The organism is Kitasatospora sp. NPDC101108, assembly GCF_055584725.1.
On sequence record NZ_JBVJLM010000013.1, the window covers coordinates 180,437 to 198,595 of the forward strand.

Here is an 18,159-nt window from a genome sequence, read left to right on the forward strand (position 1 = left end):
TTCCGGACGTCAGAGCCGGTCACCGGCGGTCACCGGCGGCTCAGCCCGACAGCCTGCGCATCAGCCGGACCCCCTGCGCCGGCGTGAGGTGCGGCAGGTAGGCCTTGCCGATCGCCCTGGTGATGCCGGGCAGCGCGGCCGGGTCGGGGTAGGCCATGTACATCGGCCGGTACTCCGGCTGGAACTTCGCCTTGAACGCCAGCAGCGAGCGGAAGCCGTACACCGGCTCCAGCGCCCTGCCCATCCAGTCCAGCGTCCGCTGCAGCCCGGTGGGCTCCTCGTCCTGCCTGGCGCGGGCCAGCGGCGCGCCCGACAGCGACAGGAAGCGCGCGCCCTCGGCCTTGAAGCCGAGCGCGGCCGAGGCGATCAGGAACTCGTTCACGCCGCGGAAGCCGTCCGAACGCCGCCGCATGAAGTCCAGCGTCCAGCCGACCGGCACGCCGTCCTCGTAGACCGGCATCCAGCTGGTCAGCCCGTGCACCACCCGGTCGGCGTCCACCGCGACCAGCACCCGCACGTCCGGGTCGTCCAGCTCCTCCAGTCCGCCGAGGGTGAAGCCCATCTCGGGCAGGCCCTTCTCGGAGACCCACTCCTCGGAGATCGCCCGGATCTGCTCCCGCAGCGCGAGCGGCGCCTCGTGGTACGTCCACCACTCCGCGGTGATGCCCTGCTTGCCGGCCTTGTTCAGGGCGGTGCGGATGTCCTGCCACTTGCGGCCGGTGAAGGCCAGCTCGGGCAGCGGCACCACGGTGTCCTCGGCGACCTGCACCGAGCGCCAGCCCAGCTGGGCGGTGGACGCCCTGGTCCCGGCGCCGACGCTGTAGAAGCACGGCGTCCAGCCCCGGTCGTCGCAGTAGCGGGCGAATCCGGCCACCGCCCGGGCCCGGTCCTCCGGGGCGCCGAAGGGATCACCGGTGGTCAACGCCACGGTGCCGACCACCCGGTAGGCGACGGCCGCGCGGCCCTGCTCGTCGAACCAGTAGTGGTTGCCGTCCCAGGTGGTGAGGAAGGACAGCGTCCCGCCGCCGTGCGCGGTGAGCAGCGCCCGCGCCCGGGCGGCCGCCTCCGCGTCGGCGTGCAGCATCGGACGGCGGAACGCCGACAGCAGCGCGCCCAGCGCGACCACCCAGAACGCCAGCCCGCAGTACGTCTCCAGGAACAGCGCCACCGGGCCGACCGCGATCGGGTAGTCCGGCAGCAGGTCGTTGTAGGCGGGCGGCAGGAACTGGGCGGGCAGCCCGTCGGCCAGCCCGCGCAGGCCCGCGCCCGGCTCGAACTGTGCGGCCACCAGCCGCCCGAGGCCCACGTACGCCGCCGAGGCGGCCAGCGCGGCCCCGCCGACCACCAGGGCCAGTCGGCGCACCGCCCGGCCGGACAGCCGCAGCCGGAACCGCTGGCGGGTCGCCAGCAGCAGAGCGGTGGTCAGCAGCGGCAGCAGCATCGCCTCGACGAAGTACTGCACCATGTCCCCGCTGACCGGCCCGGCCTCGAAGTACAACCAGGTCAGCAGCGCCGCCCAGAGCACTTCGGTGGCGACGCTGATCCGCCAGGCGAACCGCAGGCCCCGGCGCAGCCCCTCGGCGAGCACCAGCAGCAGCGCCGGGAACAGCGCGGCCATCAGCCGGCCCGGGGTGTCGAATATCCGCTCGACGGCGTGCGCCCGGGCGCAGTCGTGCGCCGAGACCGCACAGAAGTCGGCCACCTCCTCCGGGCTGAGCCGGTGGGAGAAGTAGAGCTCGGAGAAGGTGTTGAAGGGCCCGCTGGCGTTGTCGTACAGCGAGGCGATCAGCGGCCCGCAGGCGGCGGCGACCAGGCAGAGCGCGACTAGCACCCGGGTCTCGGAGTGCGAGGAGCCGTGGCTGCGCGGGTACGGCCGGCCGCGGCTGAGCAGCGCGCCCACGCCGAGGCCGAGCAGTGCGGCGGCGCACCGCTGGACGCTCTGCAGGTGGCCGACGTACAGCGTCATGACCAGCGGGACGAGCAGCACCAGCAGGTGCAGCCGACGGCGCCAGAGCACAGTGAGCCGGTAGCCGAGCACCCCGGCGAGGGCGAACAGGCCGACGCCGGGCCCGACCGAGGTCTGGTCGGCCACCGAGGCCGTCCACTGCTCGCCGGCCAGGGCGCCCGTCTCGACCAGCCCGGTGCCCAGCAGGGTGCCCGCGACCTGCCCGCCGACCAGCACCGCGAGGGTGCGCAGCCGTCCGAGCCGGCGCTCGGCGGCCGGGCCGACCAGGAGCAGCAGCAGGCTGGTGAAGACGTACGCGCCGATGCCCGAGCACCACAGCAGCGAGCTGACCGGCGTCCACCAGCGGCCCCCGCCGAGCGTGGGCAGGCCGACGCCGGTACGGGCGAGCAGCGGCGCGGAGGGCCCGCCGGACAGGCTCCCGGTGGCGGCGCCGAGCACCCAGAGCCCGGCCAGCAGCGAGAGGGTCAGCGGCGCCGAGCGCAGCTGGTGGCCGAGTGCCCGGGCCGCCCGGCGGATCCGCTGGGGGCCGGCCTCCGGAGTGCGGGTGACCGGGGCGAGGTCGGCGCCCTGGTCCCGCTCGGCGGCGCGCGGCGGTGCGGCGAGGAGTCTGGTCACCGGATCAGTCCCGTCTGCTGGGCGAGCCAGGGCAGGTTCTGCTCGAAGGCCTGCCGGAACACCGTCCAGCTGTGCCCGCCGGGAATGGTCTGGTAGCCGACCCTCATGCCCGCCGCCTGTGCCGCCGCACGGATCTTCTCCTGTCCCGGCCGGAACCACGGGTCGTCGGCGCCGACCACGATCATGGCGGCGGTGTCGGGGTACTTCCGGCCGGCCATCAGGTGCACCGGGTCGACGGCGTCGAAGGCCGCCTCGTCGCCGCCGAAGGCCTGGTCCACGGTCTCCTGGTGGGTGCCCAGGGTCGGCTCCTCCTGCCCGGAGATGTCCAGGAAGGTCCCGTACACGTCGGGCGCGTTGACGGCCAGCTGCAGGGCGCAGGTCCCGCCGAGCGAGAGCCCGCCGATGGCGAGGGCGCCGCGGCCGGTGGCGGTCTGCAGGTTGCGGTGGATCCAGTCCGGGACGTCGACGCCGAGGTAGGTCTGGGACTTGGCGATCCGGGAGTCCATGCAGAGCGGGTTGGCGAAGTTGCCGCCGGTCTGGTCGACGACCAGCACGATCGGCGCGAGGCCCTGGTGCTCGGCGGCGAACGCGTCCAGGCTCTCCCGGATGGCGCCGGAGTTGACCCAGTCCTCCGGCGCGCCGGGCTGGCCGGGCATCAGCACCACGACCGGCAGCAGCGGCCGCGGATTGGCCCGGTAGGCCGGCGGCAGGTAGACGTAGCCGGGGCGGGGGCTGAAGCCGGACCTGGTGCCGGGGACGGTCACGGTGGAGAGGGTGCCCTTGGCCGGCAGGCCGGCCGGCGCGTGCCAGAGCTCGGAGAGCGGGCGGTCGGGCGAGCCCTGCACGACGGCGGCGGCCAGCCCCGTGGTCAGTTCGTCGGTGTGCGGCGCCAGCATGGCCCGGGCGGTCGGGTACTGGTCGAAGCCCCGGTTGACCTGCGAGGCGGCCATCAGCACCACCAGGGCGAGGCCGCCGACGGCCAGGAACCTGCGACGGGTGGGCAGCAGCGGCGTCCGGAAGCAGAGCAGGGCGAGGGCGAACAGCGCGACGGCCGTCCAGCGCAGGACGAAGTCCGGGGTGCCCTCCGGGAACGGGTGCCACCAGTCGTCGACGACGACCTTCACCAGGACGGTCAGCACGGCGCCCAGCAGCAGCGCCCCGAGTATTCGCGGGGCGCGCCAGCGCTCGTGCCGGGACACCGCCAGCAGGGCGAGCGCGGCCCAGCCCGCGGCGAGCACCGCGTACGGGACGGGGCCGTGGGTGAGCGGCCAGTCGACCGGGTTCCAGCGGGTGGCGAGGGTGAGCGTGCTCATGCGGCTTTGCCCGGCGCTCTGGTGTCGGCCAGGAACCCGTAGGCGACGACGTTGCCCTCGTAGCCGTGTTCCCCGCTGTACGCGCCGCCGCAGGTGATCACCCGCAGCTGTGCGTCGGCGGCCTGGCGGTAGACCCGGTCGTCCGGGAAGTCCTTTCGGTCGTGCACTTCGATGGCGTACAGCTGGTAGACGGCGGTGGCGCCGTCGGCCCGGGCGATCTCGATCCGGTCGCCCCGGCGGAGCGCTCCCAGGTGGTAGAAGACGGCCGGCCCGGACTCGTTGTCGACGTGCCCCGCCAGGATGGCGGTGCCGCGCTGGCCGGGGCTGGCGCCGCCGCGGTACCAGCCCGCGAGGTTGCGGTCGGCCGCGGGCGGGGCCTGGAGGTGGCCGTCCGGGTCCAGGCCCAGCTCGGTGACCGGGGCGTCCAGCCGCACGGACGGGATGCGGATCCTGGTCGGGGCGGACGGGCCGAGCGGCGGGACGACCGAGACCGGGGCGAAGCCGGACAGCGCCTGCCCGGCGCCGGGCGCGGGCGGCAGGACCGACGAGCCGCCGTCGTGCAGCAGCCAGGCACCGAGCACCAGCGCGGCGCCGGCCGCCAGGGTACCCGGCCAGGGGCTCCTGCTCTGCTGGACGCCCACGGGTGCTCCCCTCTGCCGCTCGGATCCCGTTCCTGAGAGTTTCCTGGGAACCCATTCAATCGGATCGGACCCTAAGGCACGTCCCCATCGCGGTCCTATCCGCACCCGCCGATCGGCAGGGTCGACGGCCCCGGTCCTGCGCTCGGTGGGGGCCCGGCGACCCAGCGTGACGGCACTGTCCCGCGTACGGGCGCGGCACCACCACCCCCTCGAACAGCATCGACGTCCCGGCCCGCCGGTTCGGTTGCGTCAATCGGGCGATCGATCACGACCGTTCGCTGCGCCTCTCCGACCGTTCCGGCCCTCATGGCATGCTGACCCGGTCACGGGCTCCATCCCCCTCCGGTCGTACCGGACTTCCGCACGCCGCACGCCTGCCGCGGGGCCGCCACCCGCCCGCACGCCGCACGCACCCCCGTCGCCGGCACGCCGCACGCCTGCCGATCGCCTCATGAACGGAGTGACCATGGACGCGCTCTCCCGTCGAACCCTGCTGGCCGCCGGGGCGGCCACCGCCGCCACCCTGGCGGCGGGCTGCGGCAGTGACCGGGCCGGCGGGGGCGGGGAGCACAAGGCCGGCAACGCCGCCCCGGTCGCCCCGACGCCCGGCGACCGGAGCGCCACCCCGGCCCCGGCCCCGCAGAAGCCGCAGACCGTGCTGATCGGCGACGGCTCCACCTCGGACACCGGCCTCCAGCCGCACCAGCCCGTCGCCGAGCGGCTCCAGCCCGGCCAGCGGCCCCCGCAGTTCGTGGTCTTCTCCTGGGACGGCGCCGGCGAGCTCGACAACGGCCTGTTCGCCCGCTTCCGCCGGCTGGCCCGGGAGCACAACGCCTCGATGACCTTCTTCCTCAGCGGCCTCTACCTGCTGCCCGAGTCCAAGAAGGAGCTGTACCGCCCGCCGCAGCACAAAATCGGCGCCTCCGAGATCGGCTACCTGAGCGACCAGCACATCCACGACACCCTGGAGAACGTGCACGCCGCCTGGCTGGAGGGCCACGAGATCGGCACCCACTTCAACGGCCACTTCTGCGGTTCCACCGGCGTCGGCCAGTGGTCCCCGGAGGAGTGGGACAGCGAGATCCAGCAGGCGATGGACTTCGTGATGAACTGGCGCACCAACACCGGCTTCACCGACCTGCCGGCGCTGCCCTTCGACTACCGCAAGGAGCTGATCGGCAGCCGCACCCCCTGCCTGGAGGGCCAGCGCAACCTGCTGCCCACCGCGGTCAAGCGCGGCTGGCGCTACGACAGCAGCGGCAACGGCACCCAGGTGTGGCCGCAGAAGATCCAGGGCGGGGCCCTGTGGGACCTCCCGCTGCAGTCCATCCCCTTCCCCGGGCACACCTTCCAGGTGCTGTCGATGGACTACAACATCATGTTCAACCAGTGCGGCCCCAACACCAAGGCGGACCCGGCGCTCTACCCGGGCTTCCAGACCCAGGCCCGGGACTCCTACCTGATGGGCTTCGACCGCACCTACAACAGCAACCGGGCGCCGTACATCATCGGCAACCACTTCGAGGAGTGGAACGGCGGCATCTACATGAACGCCGTCGAGGACGCGCTCAAGTCGATCGCGGAGAAGCCCGAGGTCCGGCTGGTCTCCTTCCGCCAGCTGGTGGACTGGCTGGACGCCCAGGACCCGGCGGTGCTGCGCAAGCTGCAGAGCCTCGGCCCCGGCCAGTCCCCGGCCGGCGGGTGGGAGAGCTTCCTCGGCACCCCGGCGGCGCCCCCGCTCCCCTCCCCCACCGCGGCGGCCACCGCCGGCTGACCGCCGGGCCGTCGGACGGTCAGGCCCGGGCCCGGACCCGGCCGGCGAGCAGCGCCCCCAGCACCGCCACCGAGGCCATCACCAGCAGGATCGCGGCGAAGGCGCCGGGCGAGCCCCCGGCCCCGGCCCCGGCGCCGTCGCGGGCGGCGGCGAGCGAGCCGCCGCCCAGCGCCGCGAACAGCACGCCCGCCAGGCCGGTCAGCAGCACGTTGCCCAGCGCGTCGCTCATCTGCAGCGCGGCCGAGTTGGCCCCCGCGTCCTCCGGCGCCGAGAGCCGCATCATCAGCACGCTGACGCTGGCGACCGTCAGCCCCATCCCGACGCCGCCGACGCCCCAGGCCACCGACGCCGTCCAGGACGGTACGGCCGGGATCAGCACCAGCGCGGCGCCCGCGATCGCCACCGCGGTCAGCACGAAGCCGCCGCGGATCATCGCCCCGCGGTAGCGCTCCGCCCCCGGCCGCCCCTGCAGCCAGGAGCCCAGCGCCCAGGAGAGCCCGCCGCTGGTCAGGGTGAGCCCGGCCAGCGTCGGCGAGAAGTCGCGCTGGGTGGTCATCATCAGCGGGATGAAGGCCTCGGCGGCGAAGAACGCCCCCGCCGCCACCCCGCGCAGCAGGATCACGGTCGGCAGCCCGCGCCCGGCGCGCAGGGTCCGCTCGGGCAGCAGCCCGAGGACGGCCGGCACCAGCAGCGCCGCCCCGGCGATCCCGGGGAGCAGCCCGACCAGGTCGCGCCGCTGGCCCGCGTACTGCAGCAGTCCGGCGCCGACCGCGGCCATCGCCGCCAGCAGGGTGCGGCGGCGGTCGAAGTCCGCACCCCGCGGCACCGGGTGCTCCCTCCCCCAGCCTCCGGCCGGGGGGACCCCCATGGAGCGGCGCAGCGCCGGGCCCATCACGCCCAGCGGCAGCAGGATCAGCACCGGCACCGCCAGGAACACCCAGCGCCAGCCGAGGTGCTGGGTGACGGCCCCGGAGACCAGCGGCCCGACGATCGAGGGCAGCACCCAGGCCGAGGAGAAGGCGGCGAACACCGACGGCCGCAGCCGCTCCGGGTAGGCCCGGCCGACCACCACGTACAGCGCGACGATCACCAGCCCGCCGCCCAGGCCCTGGATCGCCCGCCCGGCCACGAACACCCACATCCCGGGGGCCGTCCCGGCCACCACCAGGCCCGCGCCGAACACCGCGATGCCGGCGAACAGCGGCTGCAGCGGGCCGCGCCGGTCGCACCACTGGCCGGAGACGACCAGGGCGAACAGCGTGGTGGTGAAGTAGCCGGAGAAGGCGAAGGCGTACAGCCCGAGGCCGTTCAGCTGGCGGGCCGCGGTCGGCATCGCGGTGTTGACGGCGGTCGCCTCGAAGGCGATCACCAGGACCACCGACACGATCCCCAGCGTCAGCGCGCGGTAGCGGCCGCTGAGGACCCCGCCGCCGGGGTCGGTTCCGGGCGGTATCGGGGCGGGGTCGACCGAGGTGGGGGAGGCAGTGGTCATACGTAACATCGTAAGGGCCGTCCGCGCTCATGACCCCTGACCCGAGTCGGTGACCGGATCGGTCCGCAGGCCTAGGACCGGTGGCCCGGCGGTCAGTGCAGCACCTTGAGCCCCACCACGCCGGAGACGATCAGCAGCAGGCAGCCGATCCGGGCCGCCGTCGCCGGGTCGCCCAGGACGGCCATGCCGTAGAGCGCGGTGCCGACGGCGCCGATGCCGACCCAGACGGCGTAGCCGGTGCCGATCGGGACGGTGCGCATCGCGTACGCCAGTCCGCCCATGCTGAGCAGCAGCGCGACGCCGAAGACGAGGCCGGGAACGAGGCGGGAGAAGCCCTTGGACGATTCCAGGGCCACCGCCCAGACGGTCTCCAGGAGACCCGAGACGATCAGAACGAGCCAAGCCATGACGGCCGTACCTCCGCAGTCCACAGCGGCCGGATTGCCGCTGAACTGCGTCGTCTTGTCGTCACCGGGTACGACGCGCTCGTCCGGGGTGGCGGGAGGACAGCCACCGCCTCCGACGGTAGCACGCATTGCCACACGGAATTTACACGAGTTCATTGACCCCATTCGGGGGATCGGCCATCCTGAATTCGCCGGCCGTGTGCCCGAGTGGCTCAGGGAACCGTCTGCAAAGCGGTGTACGCGGGTTCAATTCCCGCCACGGCCTCGAAAAGGGAATTGCCGGTCGACCTGAAAGGTCGACCGGCAATTCCGCATTCTCCGTTCCGGATCCGCGCATCCGGATCCGCGCGTTCGGATCCGGATTCCGCGCTCAGGCCGTGACGGCGTCCTCCGGCCGGATCGGCAGCCGGCCGACCGGCAGACCGGTGGCGGCCCGGACGGCGGCGGCCACGGCCGACGGCGCGACCACCGCGGGCACCGCGCTGACCGCCTTGGCGCCGAAGGTGGCCACCACGTCCCGCTCCTCCAGCAGGGCGGCGATCCGCACCTCCGGTGTGTCCAGCGAGGTGGGCAGCCGGTAGCCGGTGAGCGAGGGGTTGCCCAGCAGCCCGCCCGTGGTCTGGAGGTCCTCCATGAGCGCCAGGCCCACGCCCTGGGCCACGCCCGCCTCGATCCGGTCCTCGATCTGGCGCGGGTTGAGCGCCCGGCCGACGTCCTGGGCGACGGTCATCTCGACCACCCGCACCGCCCCCAGCTCGATGTCCACGTCCACCACCGCGCGCATCGCGCAGAAGGAGATGGAGACGAAGGCGTCGCCCTGCCCGGACTCGTCGAGCGGCTCGGTCGGGTGCGGACGGCACTGGGCGGTGGCCCAGAGCTCCTTGCCCTCCAGTGCCTCGGCGACCGGCATGCCGAGCACCCCGTCGTAGGAGGTGATCTTGCCGTCGGCGATCTGCAGCAGCTCCACCGACATCCCGAAGTTGGCCGCGATCGGCTGCAGCAGCTGGTGGCGGACCATCAGCGCGGCCCGCTCGACCGCCCCGCCGGACACCCAGGTGTGCCGGCCCCGGGCGGAGGGCCCGGCGATCGACTGGTCGCTGTCGGCCGGTGCGATGTAGACCTCGCTGACGCCCAGCACGGTCTGCACGATCTGCCGGGCCAGCGTGGCGAAGCCCTGCCCGGCGTCGACGGCCGCGCAGATCACCGTGGCGTGGTCGCCGCTGACCCGCACGGTGGCGGTGGAGACCTCGTCCTCGCCCTCGGCACCCAGCATGTGCACCATGCCGACGGCGTAGCCGATCCCGCGCCGCACCGCGGCCGGGTCCCCGGCGCCGCCCGGCCCGCCGGGCAGCAGCCACTCGGCGTCCGGGTCGTCCACCGGCAGGGCCGGCAGCGGCTCCGCGGCCACCGCGTCCAGCAGCGCCTTCACCGGCGCCGGGCAGGTGACGGCCTGTCCGGTGGGCAGCGGGTCACCGGTGGACATCGCGTTCCGGCGGCGGATCTCCACCGGGTCCACGCCGACCCGGGCGGCCAGCTGGTCCAGCTGCGACTCGTACGCGAAGCAGGCCTGCAGCGCGCCCTCGCCGCGCATCCGCCCGGCCGGCGGGTTGTTGGTGCGCACCGCCCAGGCGTCCACGAACACGTTCGGGCAGACGTACGGGCCGACCGAGAAGGCCGTCGCGGCGGCCAGCGCCTCGGCCGAGACGTCCGCGTAGGCGCCGCCGTCCAGCAGGATCTGCGCCTCCACCTTCACCAACTTGCCGTCGGCGTCGGCGTGGTGGCGGTAGCGCAGGAGGGCCGGGTGGCGCGAGGTGTGGGTGTGGAAGGACTCCTCGCGGGTGAGGGTCATCTTCACCGGGCGGCCGGTGCGCAGCGCCAGCAGCGCCAGGGTGACCTGGAAGGAGAGGTCCTCGCGGTCGGTGGTGGCGCCGGGCACGCCGGTGACCACCAGTCGAACCCGGTCCGGCTCCAGACCGAGGCAGGCGGCGGTGCGGTCGCGGTCGCCGTGCGGGTCGGTGGAGGACAGGTGCAGTTCCACCCCGCCGTCCGGGCGCGGCACGGCCAGCCCGGCCTCGGCGCCGAGCGGGGCCGGGTCCTGCCGGCCGACCTGGTAGAGGCCCTCGACGACGATCTCGCCGACCGCGTCCGGGTCCCCGGTGCGCAGCGGCAGGTGGCGGAACAGGTTGCCGTCCGGGTGCAGCGCCGGGGCGGTGAACGCCTGCTCGGGGTCGGTGACCGCCTCCAGCGGCTCGTAGTCGACCGCGATCAGACCGACCGCCAGCCGGGCGGTGTCCGGGTGGTCGGCGGCGACGGCCGCGATCGGCTCTCCGTGGTGGCGCACCACGCCCGCGGCCAGCACCGGCCGGTCGGCGACGATCGGACCGGCCGGGGCGCCGTCCGGCAGGCCGTCCGGGCCGGGCGGCAGGTCGGCGGCGGTGACCACGGCGTGCACCCCGGGCAGGGCGAGCGCGGCCGAGGTGTCGATGCCGCGGATCCGGGCGTGCGGGTGCGGCGAGCGCAGCACCGCGCCCCACAGCAGCCCCTCGGCCCACAGGTCGGCGGCGTACGGGTAGATGCCGAGCGCCTTGGGCAGCGCGTCACTGCGCAGCGGGGAGCTGCCCAGGCCGAAGGGTTCCGGTGCGGCGTCGCCCTCGCCGCCGTCCTGCTGGAGTGCTGCGCCGATGTCGGTAGGCGACGTCATGATGCGTGGTCGTCCTCGGGGAGCCGGATGCCGTGGGCGGGGGTGGCGCCGTAGGGGACGCCGGTGGTCGGGGCGCCGGGCGGCCCACCGCCGTCGGCCGGGGCACCGTGCGGGTCCGGGTACGGGGTGCCGTGCGGGGGCGTGCCGTCGTGGACGGCGCCGGGCAGCGGGGTGCCGTGCGCGGGGGTGGGCTCGTAGACCGGGGCGTCGTAGCCGGTGTCGTAGCCGGTGTCGTAGCCGTTGTGCTGCTGGTGGCCGTCCGGGTAGCCGGCCGGCACGTAGGTGCCGTGGGCGGGGGTGGCCTGGTACGGCTGCTCGGGGTAGCCCTGCGGCTGGTAGTACACCTGGTCGTCGGCGGCCTGGGCGGGGATGCCGGGCTGCATCGCCGTCAGGGCGGAGGTGTCGTACACGCCGGTGTCGTAGCCGCTGTCGCCGTACGGCTGTTCGGCCTGCGGCTGGTCCTGGGCCCGGGCCTGGTCGGGTGCGGCGGCGGGCTCGGCGGGCGGCTGGGGGACGTGCTCGATCCAGGCCCCGGCGTCGGCGTGGACCGGCGGCTCGACGACCGGCTCCGGCGCGACGGCGCCCGGCTGCTCGACGGCGGCTGCCTGTTCGGCGGGCGCGGCGGCGGTGCCCGGCGACCCGGCCTCGGCGGACGGTTCGGCGGCGGTCTCCCCGGCGGCGGCCCGCTCCGCCTCCTCGGCCTCCAGCGCGCGGGCGTCCGCGACGGTCTGGACGGCGGCCAGCACGCCGCGGTAGCCGGTGCAGCGGCAGAGGTTGCCGCACAGCGCCTGCCGGGCCTCGACCTCGGTGGGCCGGTGGTTGCGCTGGAGCAGGTCGTGCACGGCCATCGCCATGCCGGGGGTGCAGTAGCCGCACTGCACGGCGCCGGAGGCGGCCAGCGCCTGCTGGACGTCGCTCGCGGCGCCGCCGGCCGACAGGCCCTCGACGGTGTTGATCTCGCTGTCGGCGGCCAGCGCGGCGGGCACCAGGCAGCCGGCCACCAGCTGGCCGTCCACCTGCACCGAGCAGGCCCCGCACTCGCCCTGCTCGCAGCCGTCCTTGGCGCCGGCCAGGCCGAGCCGCTCGCGCAGCACGTAGAGCAGGCTCTCGCCGATCCAGGCGTCGGTGACGGGCCGTTCGAAACCGTTGACCCGCAGCGTGTAGGAGGCGCACGGGCGCAGCTCCCGGCTGACCTGCGGGGCGAGGCCGAGCGGGTCGGCGTGGAGGGTCTCGATGGGGTCTGTGGTCACTTCAGCGCCCTTCCCAGTGCCCGTCGGGCCAGCACCGATACGGTACGCCGCAGCCGAACGGCGGCCGCGGTCGGCCCCTCGGTCACGGCCTCCCAGGCGCCCTCGGCGCCGTAGTTGTCGGGGACGCAGGCGGCGGCCACGTACTCGCCGAAGGCGGCGCCGGCCGCCGGGTCGATCTCCCGGCTGCCGTCCCAGTCGATGCAGCCGGCCACCCAGGCCTCGGCCTCCAGCGGGCGCAGCGGCACCGGGGCGACGGCGCCGACGGCGCAGCGCACGGCGCGCCGGGCCGGGTCGAGGACGAGCGCGACGGAGGCGGTGGCGCGGGCCGGGCCGCTGCGGCCGGTGGCCTTGAGGAAGACCTGCGGCGCGTGCAGCAGCGGGACCCGCACCCAGGTGAGCAGTTCGCCGGGGCGCACCGGGTCGAGGCCGGTCAGCAGGTGACTGACCGGCACCTCGCGGCTGGCGCCGGCCCGGGCGAGGGTGACGGTGGCCTCCAGGGCGGCGAGCACCGGGAGGGTGTCGCCGGCCGGGGCGGCGGTGACGATGTTGCCGCCGAGGGTGCCGACGTTGCGGACCTGCGGCGGTCCGGCGGTGCGGGCGGCGTCGGCGAGGGCGGGGATGAGCGCGGCGAAGTCGGGGCGGTCCATCCGGGCGTGGGTGAGTCCGGCGCCGAGCACGGCGGTGCCGCCGTCCTCGTAGCGCCAGCCGCGCAGTTCGGTGATCCGGCCGAGGCCGACCAGGGCGGCGGGGCGCAGCCGTCCGGCGTTGACGGCCTCCATGAGGTCGGTGGCTCCGGCCACCGGTACCGCGGCCGGGGCGGCGGCCAGCGCGTCGACGGCCTCGTCGAGCGAGGCCGGCAGCATGATCGTCCGGTTCACCTGGGTCCCACCGTGCTCCACTTGCTCATCGATCGCCTGCCGCCCGCGGCCGCGGCCGCGGCCGCACTGTCCGCGTCAGCAGCCCGGCCTGGCCGTAGGGTACGGGCGATCGGGCCGGGTTGGGCAACTCTGGCACACAATGCTCGATGATCACTTCGGGGCCGGTGAACGGGACTGCCCGATTGGGACGGATACCGGGCGGTATCTGCCCCGACTCTGACCGAGCCGGGGCAGATGTTCATCTCTTCTTGACGTCAGATGACCGCTCATAAGTTCCCGACAGTCACATCGGCGCTCCGGGGCACCGGCTCAGCGCACCGGCGGCGGCCCCTCGATCGGCCGTCCCGCCACCCCGGGCCGGCGCTGCCACGGATGCGGCCCGTCCATCGGGCGGTACTCCACGCCCAGCGCGTCCAGCACCTCCAGGTGGCCGCGCAGCCGGCGCTCGAAGCCCGGGTAGTCGCGCTCGGCCGGATCGGCGGGCAGCTCGGACCAGGCGACCTCGGCGAAGGCGACCAGCCGGGGGAAGACCCGGTAGTCGACGTCCCGGGCGCTGTCCGCGAACTCGCTCCACAGGTTGGCCTGGGTGCCGATGACGTGCCGGGCGGCGGCCTCGTCCAGCTGCGGCGGGACCGGCTCGAAGCGGTAGACGTCCTCCAGCGTGCGCACGAAGCCGACCGGGACCGGCTCGTCCGGCCCGTCCGCCTGCCGGTGGTCGAGGTAGACGTGCTGCTCGGGGCACATCACCACGTCGTGCCCGGCCCTCGCGGCCGCGATCCCGCCGCCGAACCCGCGCCACGACGAGACCGCCGCACCGGGCGCGAGCCCTCCTTCCAGGATCTCGTCCCAGCCGATCAGCCGGCGGCCGCGCTCGGCCAGCCACCGGTCGAAGTGCCGGATGACGTGGCTCTGCAGCTCGTCCTCGTTGGCCAGGCCGAGCTCGCGGATCCGGGCCTGGGCGGCGGCGCTGTCCTTCCACTGCTCCTTGGGGCACTCGTCGCCGCCGAGGTGGATGAACTCGGACGGGAACAGCTCCAGGACCTCCTCCAGCACACCCTCGAAGAACCGCAGGGTCTCCTCGGAGGCGTTGAGCACGTGGTGGCTCACCCCCCAGTCCGTCCAGACGCCGAGCGCGGCGGTGTCCACCGCGTCGGTGTTGCCCAGCTCGGGGTAGGCGGCGACGGCGGCCTGGGTGTGGCCGGGCAGGTCGATCTCCGGGACGACGGTGACTCCGCGCGCGGCCGCGTAGGCGACGATCTCGCGCAGGTCGTCCTGGGTGTAGTAGCCGCCGTGCGGGCGGTCGTCCCGGCGCTGCGCGGACCGGTGGCCGACCATCGAGCGCTCCCGCCAGGCGCCGCGCCCGGTCAGCCTCGGGTAGCGCTTGATCTCCACCCGCCAGCCCTGGTCGTCGGTCAGGTGCAGGTGCAGCACGTTGAGCTTGTGCGCCGCCAGCAGGTCGACGAAGCGCAGCACGTCGGACTTGGGCAGGAAGTGCCGGGCGACGTCCAGCAGCGCGCCGCGCCAGCCGAACCGGGGCGCGTCCGCGATGTCCGCGCCGGGCAGCACCCAGCCCTCCCGGCGCAGCGGGGAGCGGCGGTACGCGTCCGGCCCGAGCATCTGCCGCAGGGTCTGCGCGGCCCACAGCGCGCCGGCCGGACCGCCCGCGGCGAGCAGGGCGTGGCCGGGGCGCACCGTGATCCGGTACGCCTCGGCGGCCAGCGCGTCGTCCAGGACCAGTTCGATGCCCGCACCCGGCCGGCCGGGACCGAGCGGGAGCCCGGTGGCCGCGGACAGCGTGCCGCGCAGCCACCGCTCGGCGTCGGACAGGCCGGGCGGCGCGGTCAGCGTGGTGGTGGCGTCGAGCGGGAAGTCCTCGTCCGGGCGGCGGACGGCACTCGAAGGTGCGGGGATGAGGTCCATTCCGACATCCTGCCCGGGCCCGCCACGATTGGCATAGACCAGTTCGGGAACGTGGTGCTCTGCAGAACCACGTCCCGCGGACGGCTACTGCTTGTCGCCGTCGCCGCCCTGCGGCTTGCCGATGCCGTCGTAGATCTCCTTGCACATCGGGCAGACCGGGTACTTCTTCGGGTCGCGCCCGGGCACCCACACCTTGCCGCACAGCGCCACGACCGGGGACCCGGAGAGCGCGCTCTCCATGATCTTGTCCTTCTGGACGTAGTGCGCGAAGCGCTCGTGGTCGCCGTCCCCGTGGGACACCTGCGGGACGGGCTCGACCAGGGTGCCGGTGCCGAGGCCGCGCTCGGGCTCAAGAGTGCTCATGAGTGCCAAGTCTATGGGCGCCCCCGGAAACCGGGCCAGTGTCGCGCCGCCGCCCGGCCCGGGGGCGGCCGCTCAGTTCATCGTCGGGTCGTCCGGGTAGGTCGCCAGCAGCGCCAGCGGGCCGCGCTGGCGGCGCAGCACCGCGCGCCACAGCCGCTCCGGCTCGGGGCTGGAGACGTCCCCGGGCTCGCAGTCCACCAGGTACCAGGCGCCGCTCTCCAGCTCGGCCTCCAGCTGGCCCGGGGACCAGCCGGCGTACCCGGCGAAGATCCGCAGGCTCCCCAGCTCCCCGGCCAGCACCTCGGGCGGCGCCTCCAGGTCCACCAGGCCGATCGCGCCGTGCACCCGCCGCCAGCCGAGCGGCTCGCCGGAGCCCGGCTCCCCGGGAGCGACCGCCAGGCCGAGCGCCGAGTCCAGCGCCACCGGACCGCCCTGGAAGACCACCGCCGGCTGTCCGACGAGTCTTCCCCAGCCGTCCAGGACACTGCCCACCTCGACCGGTGTGGGCCGGTTGAGCACCACGCCGAGCGCCCCCTCGGCGTCGTGGTCGAGGAGCAGTACCACCGCCCGGGCGAAATTGGGGTCGGTGAGCACGGGCGTCGCGACGAGCAGACGGCCGGTGTGCGACCGGCCTCCGTGCGAATGGGCCGCCGTCATGCCACACATGATCCCGCAGAACGGCACCGGTCGGACACCGCAACACTCGAAACCCCGCCACGCCGGACGAACACCCGTACGGCCGAACCGGCGGGCATGAGCGGGGCCGGAGAGAGCACCATCACGGGAGAGGCTCACGGGAACCATCGGGACGCCTACTACCATCTACGGATGGTGGACGCCCCTCTACGGTGCCGACTCGGATTCTCCGGGGGCCCGAACGCGCCCGTACGCCCGTACCACCGGTCCACCAGCGGTTCCGTACCGGAGCCGTTCCCACTCCTCTGGCACCCCGGATTGCGAGAACGATGACCGACGACGTCCTGCTGGTCCACGGCGGAAACCCGCTCGAAGGCGAGATCCGCGTCCGCGGTGCGAAGAACCTGGTCCCCAAGGCCATGGTCGCCGCCCTCCTCGGCCAGGGCCCCAGCAGACTGCGCAACGTCCCGGACATCCGCGACGTCAAGGTGGTCCGCGGCCTGCTGCAGCTGCACGGCGTGACCGTGCGCACCGGTGACGAGGACGGCGAGCTGATCCTCGACCCCTCTCACGTCGAGAGCGCCAATGTGGCCGACATCGACGCCCACGCCGGCTCCTCGCGGATCCCGATCCTGTTCTGCGGCCCGCTGCTGCACCGCCTCGGCCACGCCTTCATCCCCGGCCTGGGCGGCTGCGACATCGGCGGCCGGCCCGTCGACTTCCACTTCGAGGTGCTGCGCCAGTTCGGCGCCACCATCGAGAAGCACCCCCAGGGCACCTACCTGGTCGCCCCGCAGCGGCTGCGCGGCACCAAGATCGAGCTGCCCTACCCCTCGGTCGGGGCGACCGAGCAGGTGCTGCTCACGGCCGTCCTCGCCGAGGGCGTCACCGAGCTGCGCAACGCGGCCATCGAGCCGGAGATCGTCGACCTGATCTGCGTGCTGCAGAAGATGGGCGCGATCATCACCCTGGGCACCGACCGCACCATCCTGATCACCGGTGTGGACGAGCTGGGCGGCTACACCCACCGTGCCCTGCCGGACCGCCTGGAGGCCGCCTCCTGGGCCTGCGCGGCGCTCGCCACCAAGGGCGACATCTACGTCCGCGGCGCCCGCCAGCTGGAGATGATGACCTTCCTCAACACCTTCCGGAAGGTCGGCGGCGCCTTCGAGGTGGACGACGAGGGCATCCGCTTCTGGCACCCGGGCGGCGAGCTCAAGGCGATCGCCCTGGAGACCGACGTCCACCCGGGCTTCCAGACCGACTGGCAGCAGCCGCTGGTGGTCGCGCTGACCCAGGCCACCGGGCTGTCCATCGTGCACGAGACGGTGTACGAGTCCCGCCTGGGCTTCACCGGCGCGCTGAACCAGATGGGCGCGCACATCCAGCTCTACCGCGAGTGCCTGGGCGGCACCCCGTGCCGCTTCGGCGCGCGCAACTTCCTGCACTCCGCGGTCGTCTCCGGCCCGTCCAAGCTGATCGGCGCCGAGCTGGTCATCCCGGACCTGCGCGGCGGCTTCTCGTACCTGATCGCGGCGCTGGCGGCCGAGGGCACCTCGACCGTGCACGGCATCGACCTGATCAACCGCGGCTACGAGAACTTCATGGAGAAGCTGCGGGACCTCGGCGCCCACGTCGAGCTGCCCAGCGAGCAGCTGGTCGACGCGTAACGGCCGACGCACGGCGAGAGGCCGGGCTCCCCGCGGGGAGCCCGGCCTCTCGGGCGTTCAAGGGGTGACTCAGGCGCCCTTGGCGGCTTCCTTCAGCTTGGAGCCGGCGCTGACCTTGGCGCTGTAGCCGGCCGCGATCTGGATCGGCTCACCGGTCTGCGGGTTGCGGGCGGTGCGGGCAGCGCGGTGGGTGCGCTCGAAGGTCAGGAAACCGGGGATGGTGACCTTCTCGTCGCCCTTGGCGACGACCTCGCCGACGATCTCGGCGAAGGCGGCCAGAACGGCGTCGGCGTCCTTGCGGGTCACCTCGGCGCGCTCGGACAGCGCGGCCACCAGCTCACTGCGGTTCATGTGTACTCCTGTGGTCTGTTCGCTTGCGGTGTGCGGGGGCCCATCGGTGCTCCCACCGGGGGGCACCCGGATGGGCCGCAGGTCCGCACACTGTGCTCATGCAGGCAATGCGTGGTCGCAGGCCGGGTCCGTACCCGATGCCGCGCGCCGGAGCCGTCGAAGGCCCGCCCGCCCGCCTGGGA

General features: G+C 74.3%; 13 protein-coding genes, 1 tRNA gene, 1 pseudogene and 1 riboswitch. Of the genes and pseudogenes, 3 read left to right on the forward strand and 12 right to left on the reverse strand.

Annotation, left to right across the window (positions count from 1 at the left end; genetic code table 11):
- Positions 1–40: 40 nt before the first annotated feature.
- The 3 genes from ACZ6Z8_RS26570 to ACZ6Z8_RS26580 are packed head-to-tail and all read right to left on the reverse strand — an operon-like array spanning position 41 to position 4,535.
- Positions 41–2,581, reverse strand: coding sequence for a bifunctional lysylphosphatidylglycerol flippase/synthetase MprF (locus tag ACZ6Z8_RS26570; protein ID WP_465612554.1), 2,541 nt, complete (start codon positions 2,579–2,581; stop codon positions 41–43).
- Positions 2,578–3,894, reverse strand: coding sequence for an alpha/beta hydrolase (locus ACZ6Z8_RS26575; RefSeq protein ID WP_465612555.1), 1,317 nt, complete (start codon positions 3,892–3,894; stop codon positions 2,578–2,580). The genes ACZ6Z8_RS26570 and ACZ6Z8_RS26575 overlap by 4 nt, the downstream gene beginning before the upstream one ends.
- A complete protein-coding gene (locus ACZ6Z8_RS26580; RefSeq protein ID WP_465612556.1) occupies positions 3,891–4,535 on the reverse strand; it encodes a class F sortase in 645 nt (214 codons plus the stop codon). The genes ACZ6Z8_RS26575 and ACZ6Z8_RS26580 overlap by 4 nt, the downstream gene beginning before the upstream one ends.
- A 451-nt stretch (positions 4,536–4,986) precedes the next feature.
- Between ACZ6Z8_RS26580 and ACZ6Z8_RS26585 the strand changes: the two genes are divergently transcribed.
- On the forward strand, positions 4,987–6,309 hold the full coding sequence (locus ACZ6Z8_RS26585; protein ID WP_465612557.1) for a polysaccharide deacetylase family protein: 1,323 nt from the start codon (positions 4,987–4,989) through the stop codon (positions 6,307–6,309).
- A 19-nt stretch (positions 6,310–6,328) separates the two neighbouring features.
- Here ACZ6Z8_RS26585 and ACZ6Z8_RS26590 read toward each other — a convergent pair whose 3' ends face one another.
- Positions 6,329–7,801, reverse strand: a complete 1,473-nt coding sequence (locus ACZ6Z8_RS26590; protein ID WP_465612558.1) for an MFS transporter — start codon at positions 7,799–7,801, stop codon at positions 6,329–6,331.
- Positions 7,802–7,893: 92 nt separating this feature from the next.
- Positions 7,894–8,208 (reverse strand): DMT family transporter, encoded by a 315-nt coding sequence (locus ACZ6Z8_RS26595; RefSeq protein ID WP_465612559.1) that lies wholly within the window; start codon positions 8,206–8,208, stop codon positions 7,894–7,896.
- A gap of 44 nt (positions 8,209–8,252) precedes the next feature.
- Positions 8,253–8,318: riboswitch (guanidine-III (ykkC-III) riboswitch) on the reverse strand.
- Positions 8,319–8,401: 83 nt separating this feature from the next.
- Here ACZ6Z8_RS26595 and ACZ6Z8_RS26600 point away from each other — a divergent pair.
- Positions 8,402–8,473: transfer RNA gene (locus ACZ6Z8_RS26600), tRNA-Cys, on the forward strand.
- A gap of 105 nt (positions 8,474–8,578) precedes the next feature.
- Here ACZ6Z8_RS26600 and ACZ6Z8_RS26605 read toward each other — a convergent pair.
- From ACZ6Z8_RS26605 to ACZ6Z8_RS26630, 6 genes and pseudogenes are all read right to left on the reverse strand, one after another.
- Complete coding sequence (locus ACZ6Z8_RS26605) at positions 8,579–10,909, reverse strand: xanthine dehydrogenase family protein molybdopterin-binding subunit (protein WP_465612560.1); 2,331 nt, start codon at positions 10,907–10,909, stop codon at positions 8,579–8,581.
- A 623-nt stretch (positions 10,910–11,532) separates the two neighbouring features.
- Positions 11,533–12,084, reverse strand: a pseudogene (locus ACZ6Z8_RS26610) ((2Fe-2S)-binding protein); the annotation flags it as partial.
- 71 nt (positions 12,085–12,155) lie between these two features.
- Entirely contained in the window at positions 12,156–13,022 is an 867-nt protein-coding gene (locus ACZ6Z8_RS26615; protein ID WP_046385723.1) for an FAD binding domain-containing protein, read from the reverse strand.
- A gap of 324 nt (positions 13,023–13,346) precedes the next feature.
- Complete coding sequence (locus ACZ6Z8_RS26620; RefSeq protein ID WP_465612561.1) at positions 13,347–14,957, reverse strand: beta-N-acetylhexosaminidase; 1,611 nt, start codon at positions 14,955–14,957, stop codon at positions 13,347–13,349.
- Between the two features lie 84 nt (positions 14,958–15,041).
- Positions 15,042–15,320, reverse strand: coding sequence for a DUF3039 domain-containing protein (locus tag ACZ6Z8_RS26625; protein WP_030283993.1), 279 nt, complete (start codon positions 15,318–15,320; stop codon positions 15,042–15,044).
- A gap of 72 nt (positions 15,321–15,392) precedes the next feature.
- Positions 15,393–15,986, reverse strand: coding sequence for a YqgE/AlgH family protein (locus ACZ6Z8_RS26630; RefSeq protein WP_465612562.1), 594 nt, complete (start codon positions 15,984–15,986; stop codon positions 15,393–15,395).
- A 299-nt stretch (positions 15,987–16,285) separates the two neighbouring features.
- On the opposite strand from ACZ6Z8_RS26630, the gene murA reads away from it, so the two are divergent.
- Positions 16,286–17,626, forward strand: coding sequence for a UDP-N-acetylglucosamine 1-carboxyvinyltransferase (murA, locus tag ACZ6Z8_RS26635; RefSeq protein WP_030283988.1), 1,341 nt, complete (start codon positions 16,286–16,288; stop codon positions 17,624–17,626).
- A gap of 69 nt (positions 17,627–17,695) precedes the next feature.
- Here the strand turns inward: murA and ACZ6Z8_RS26640 are convergent, their stop codons facing one another.
- Positions 17,696–17,977 carry an HU family DNA-binding protein gene (locus ACZ6Z8_RS26640; protein WP_030059737.1) on the reverse strand — a complete coding sequence of 94 codons (282 nt, stop codon included), beginning with the start codon at positions 17,975–17,977 and terminating at the stop codon, positions 17,696–17,698.
- Between the last annotated feature and the right edge of the window lie 182 nt (positions 17,978–18,159).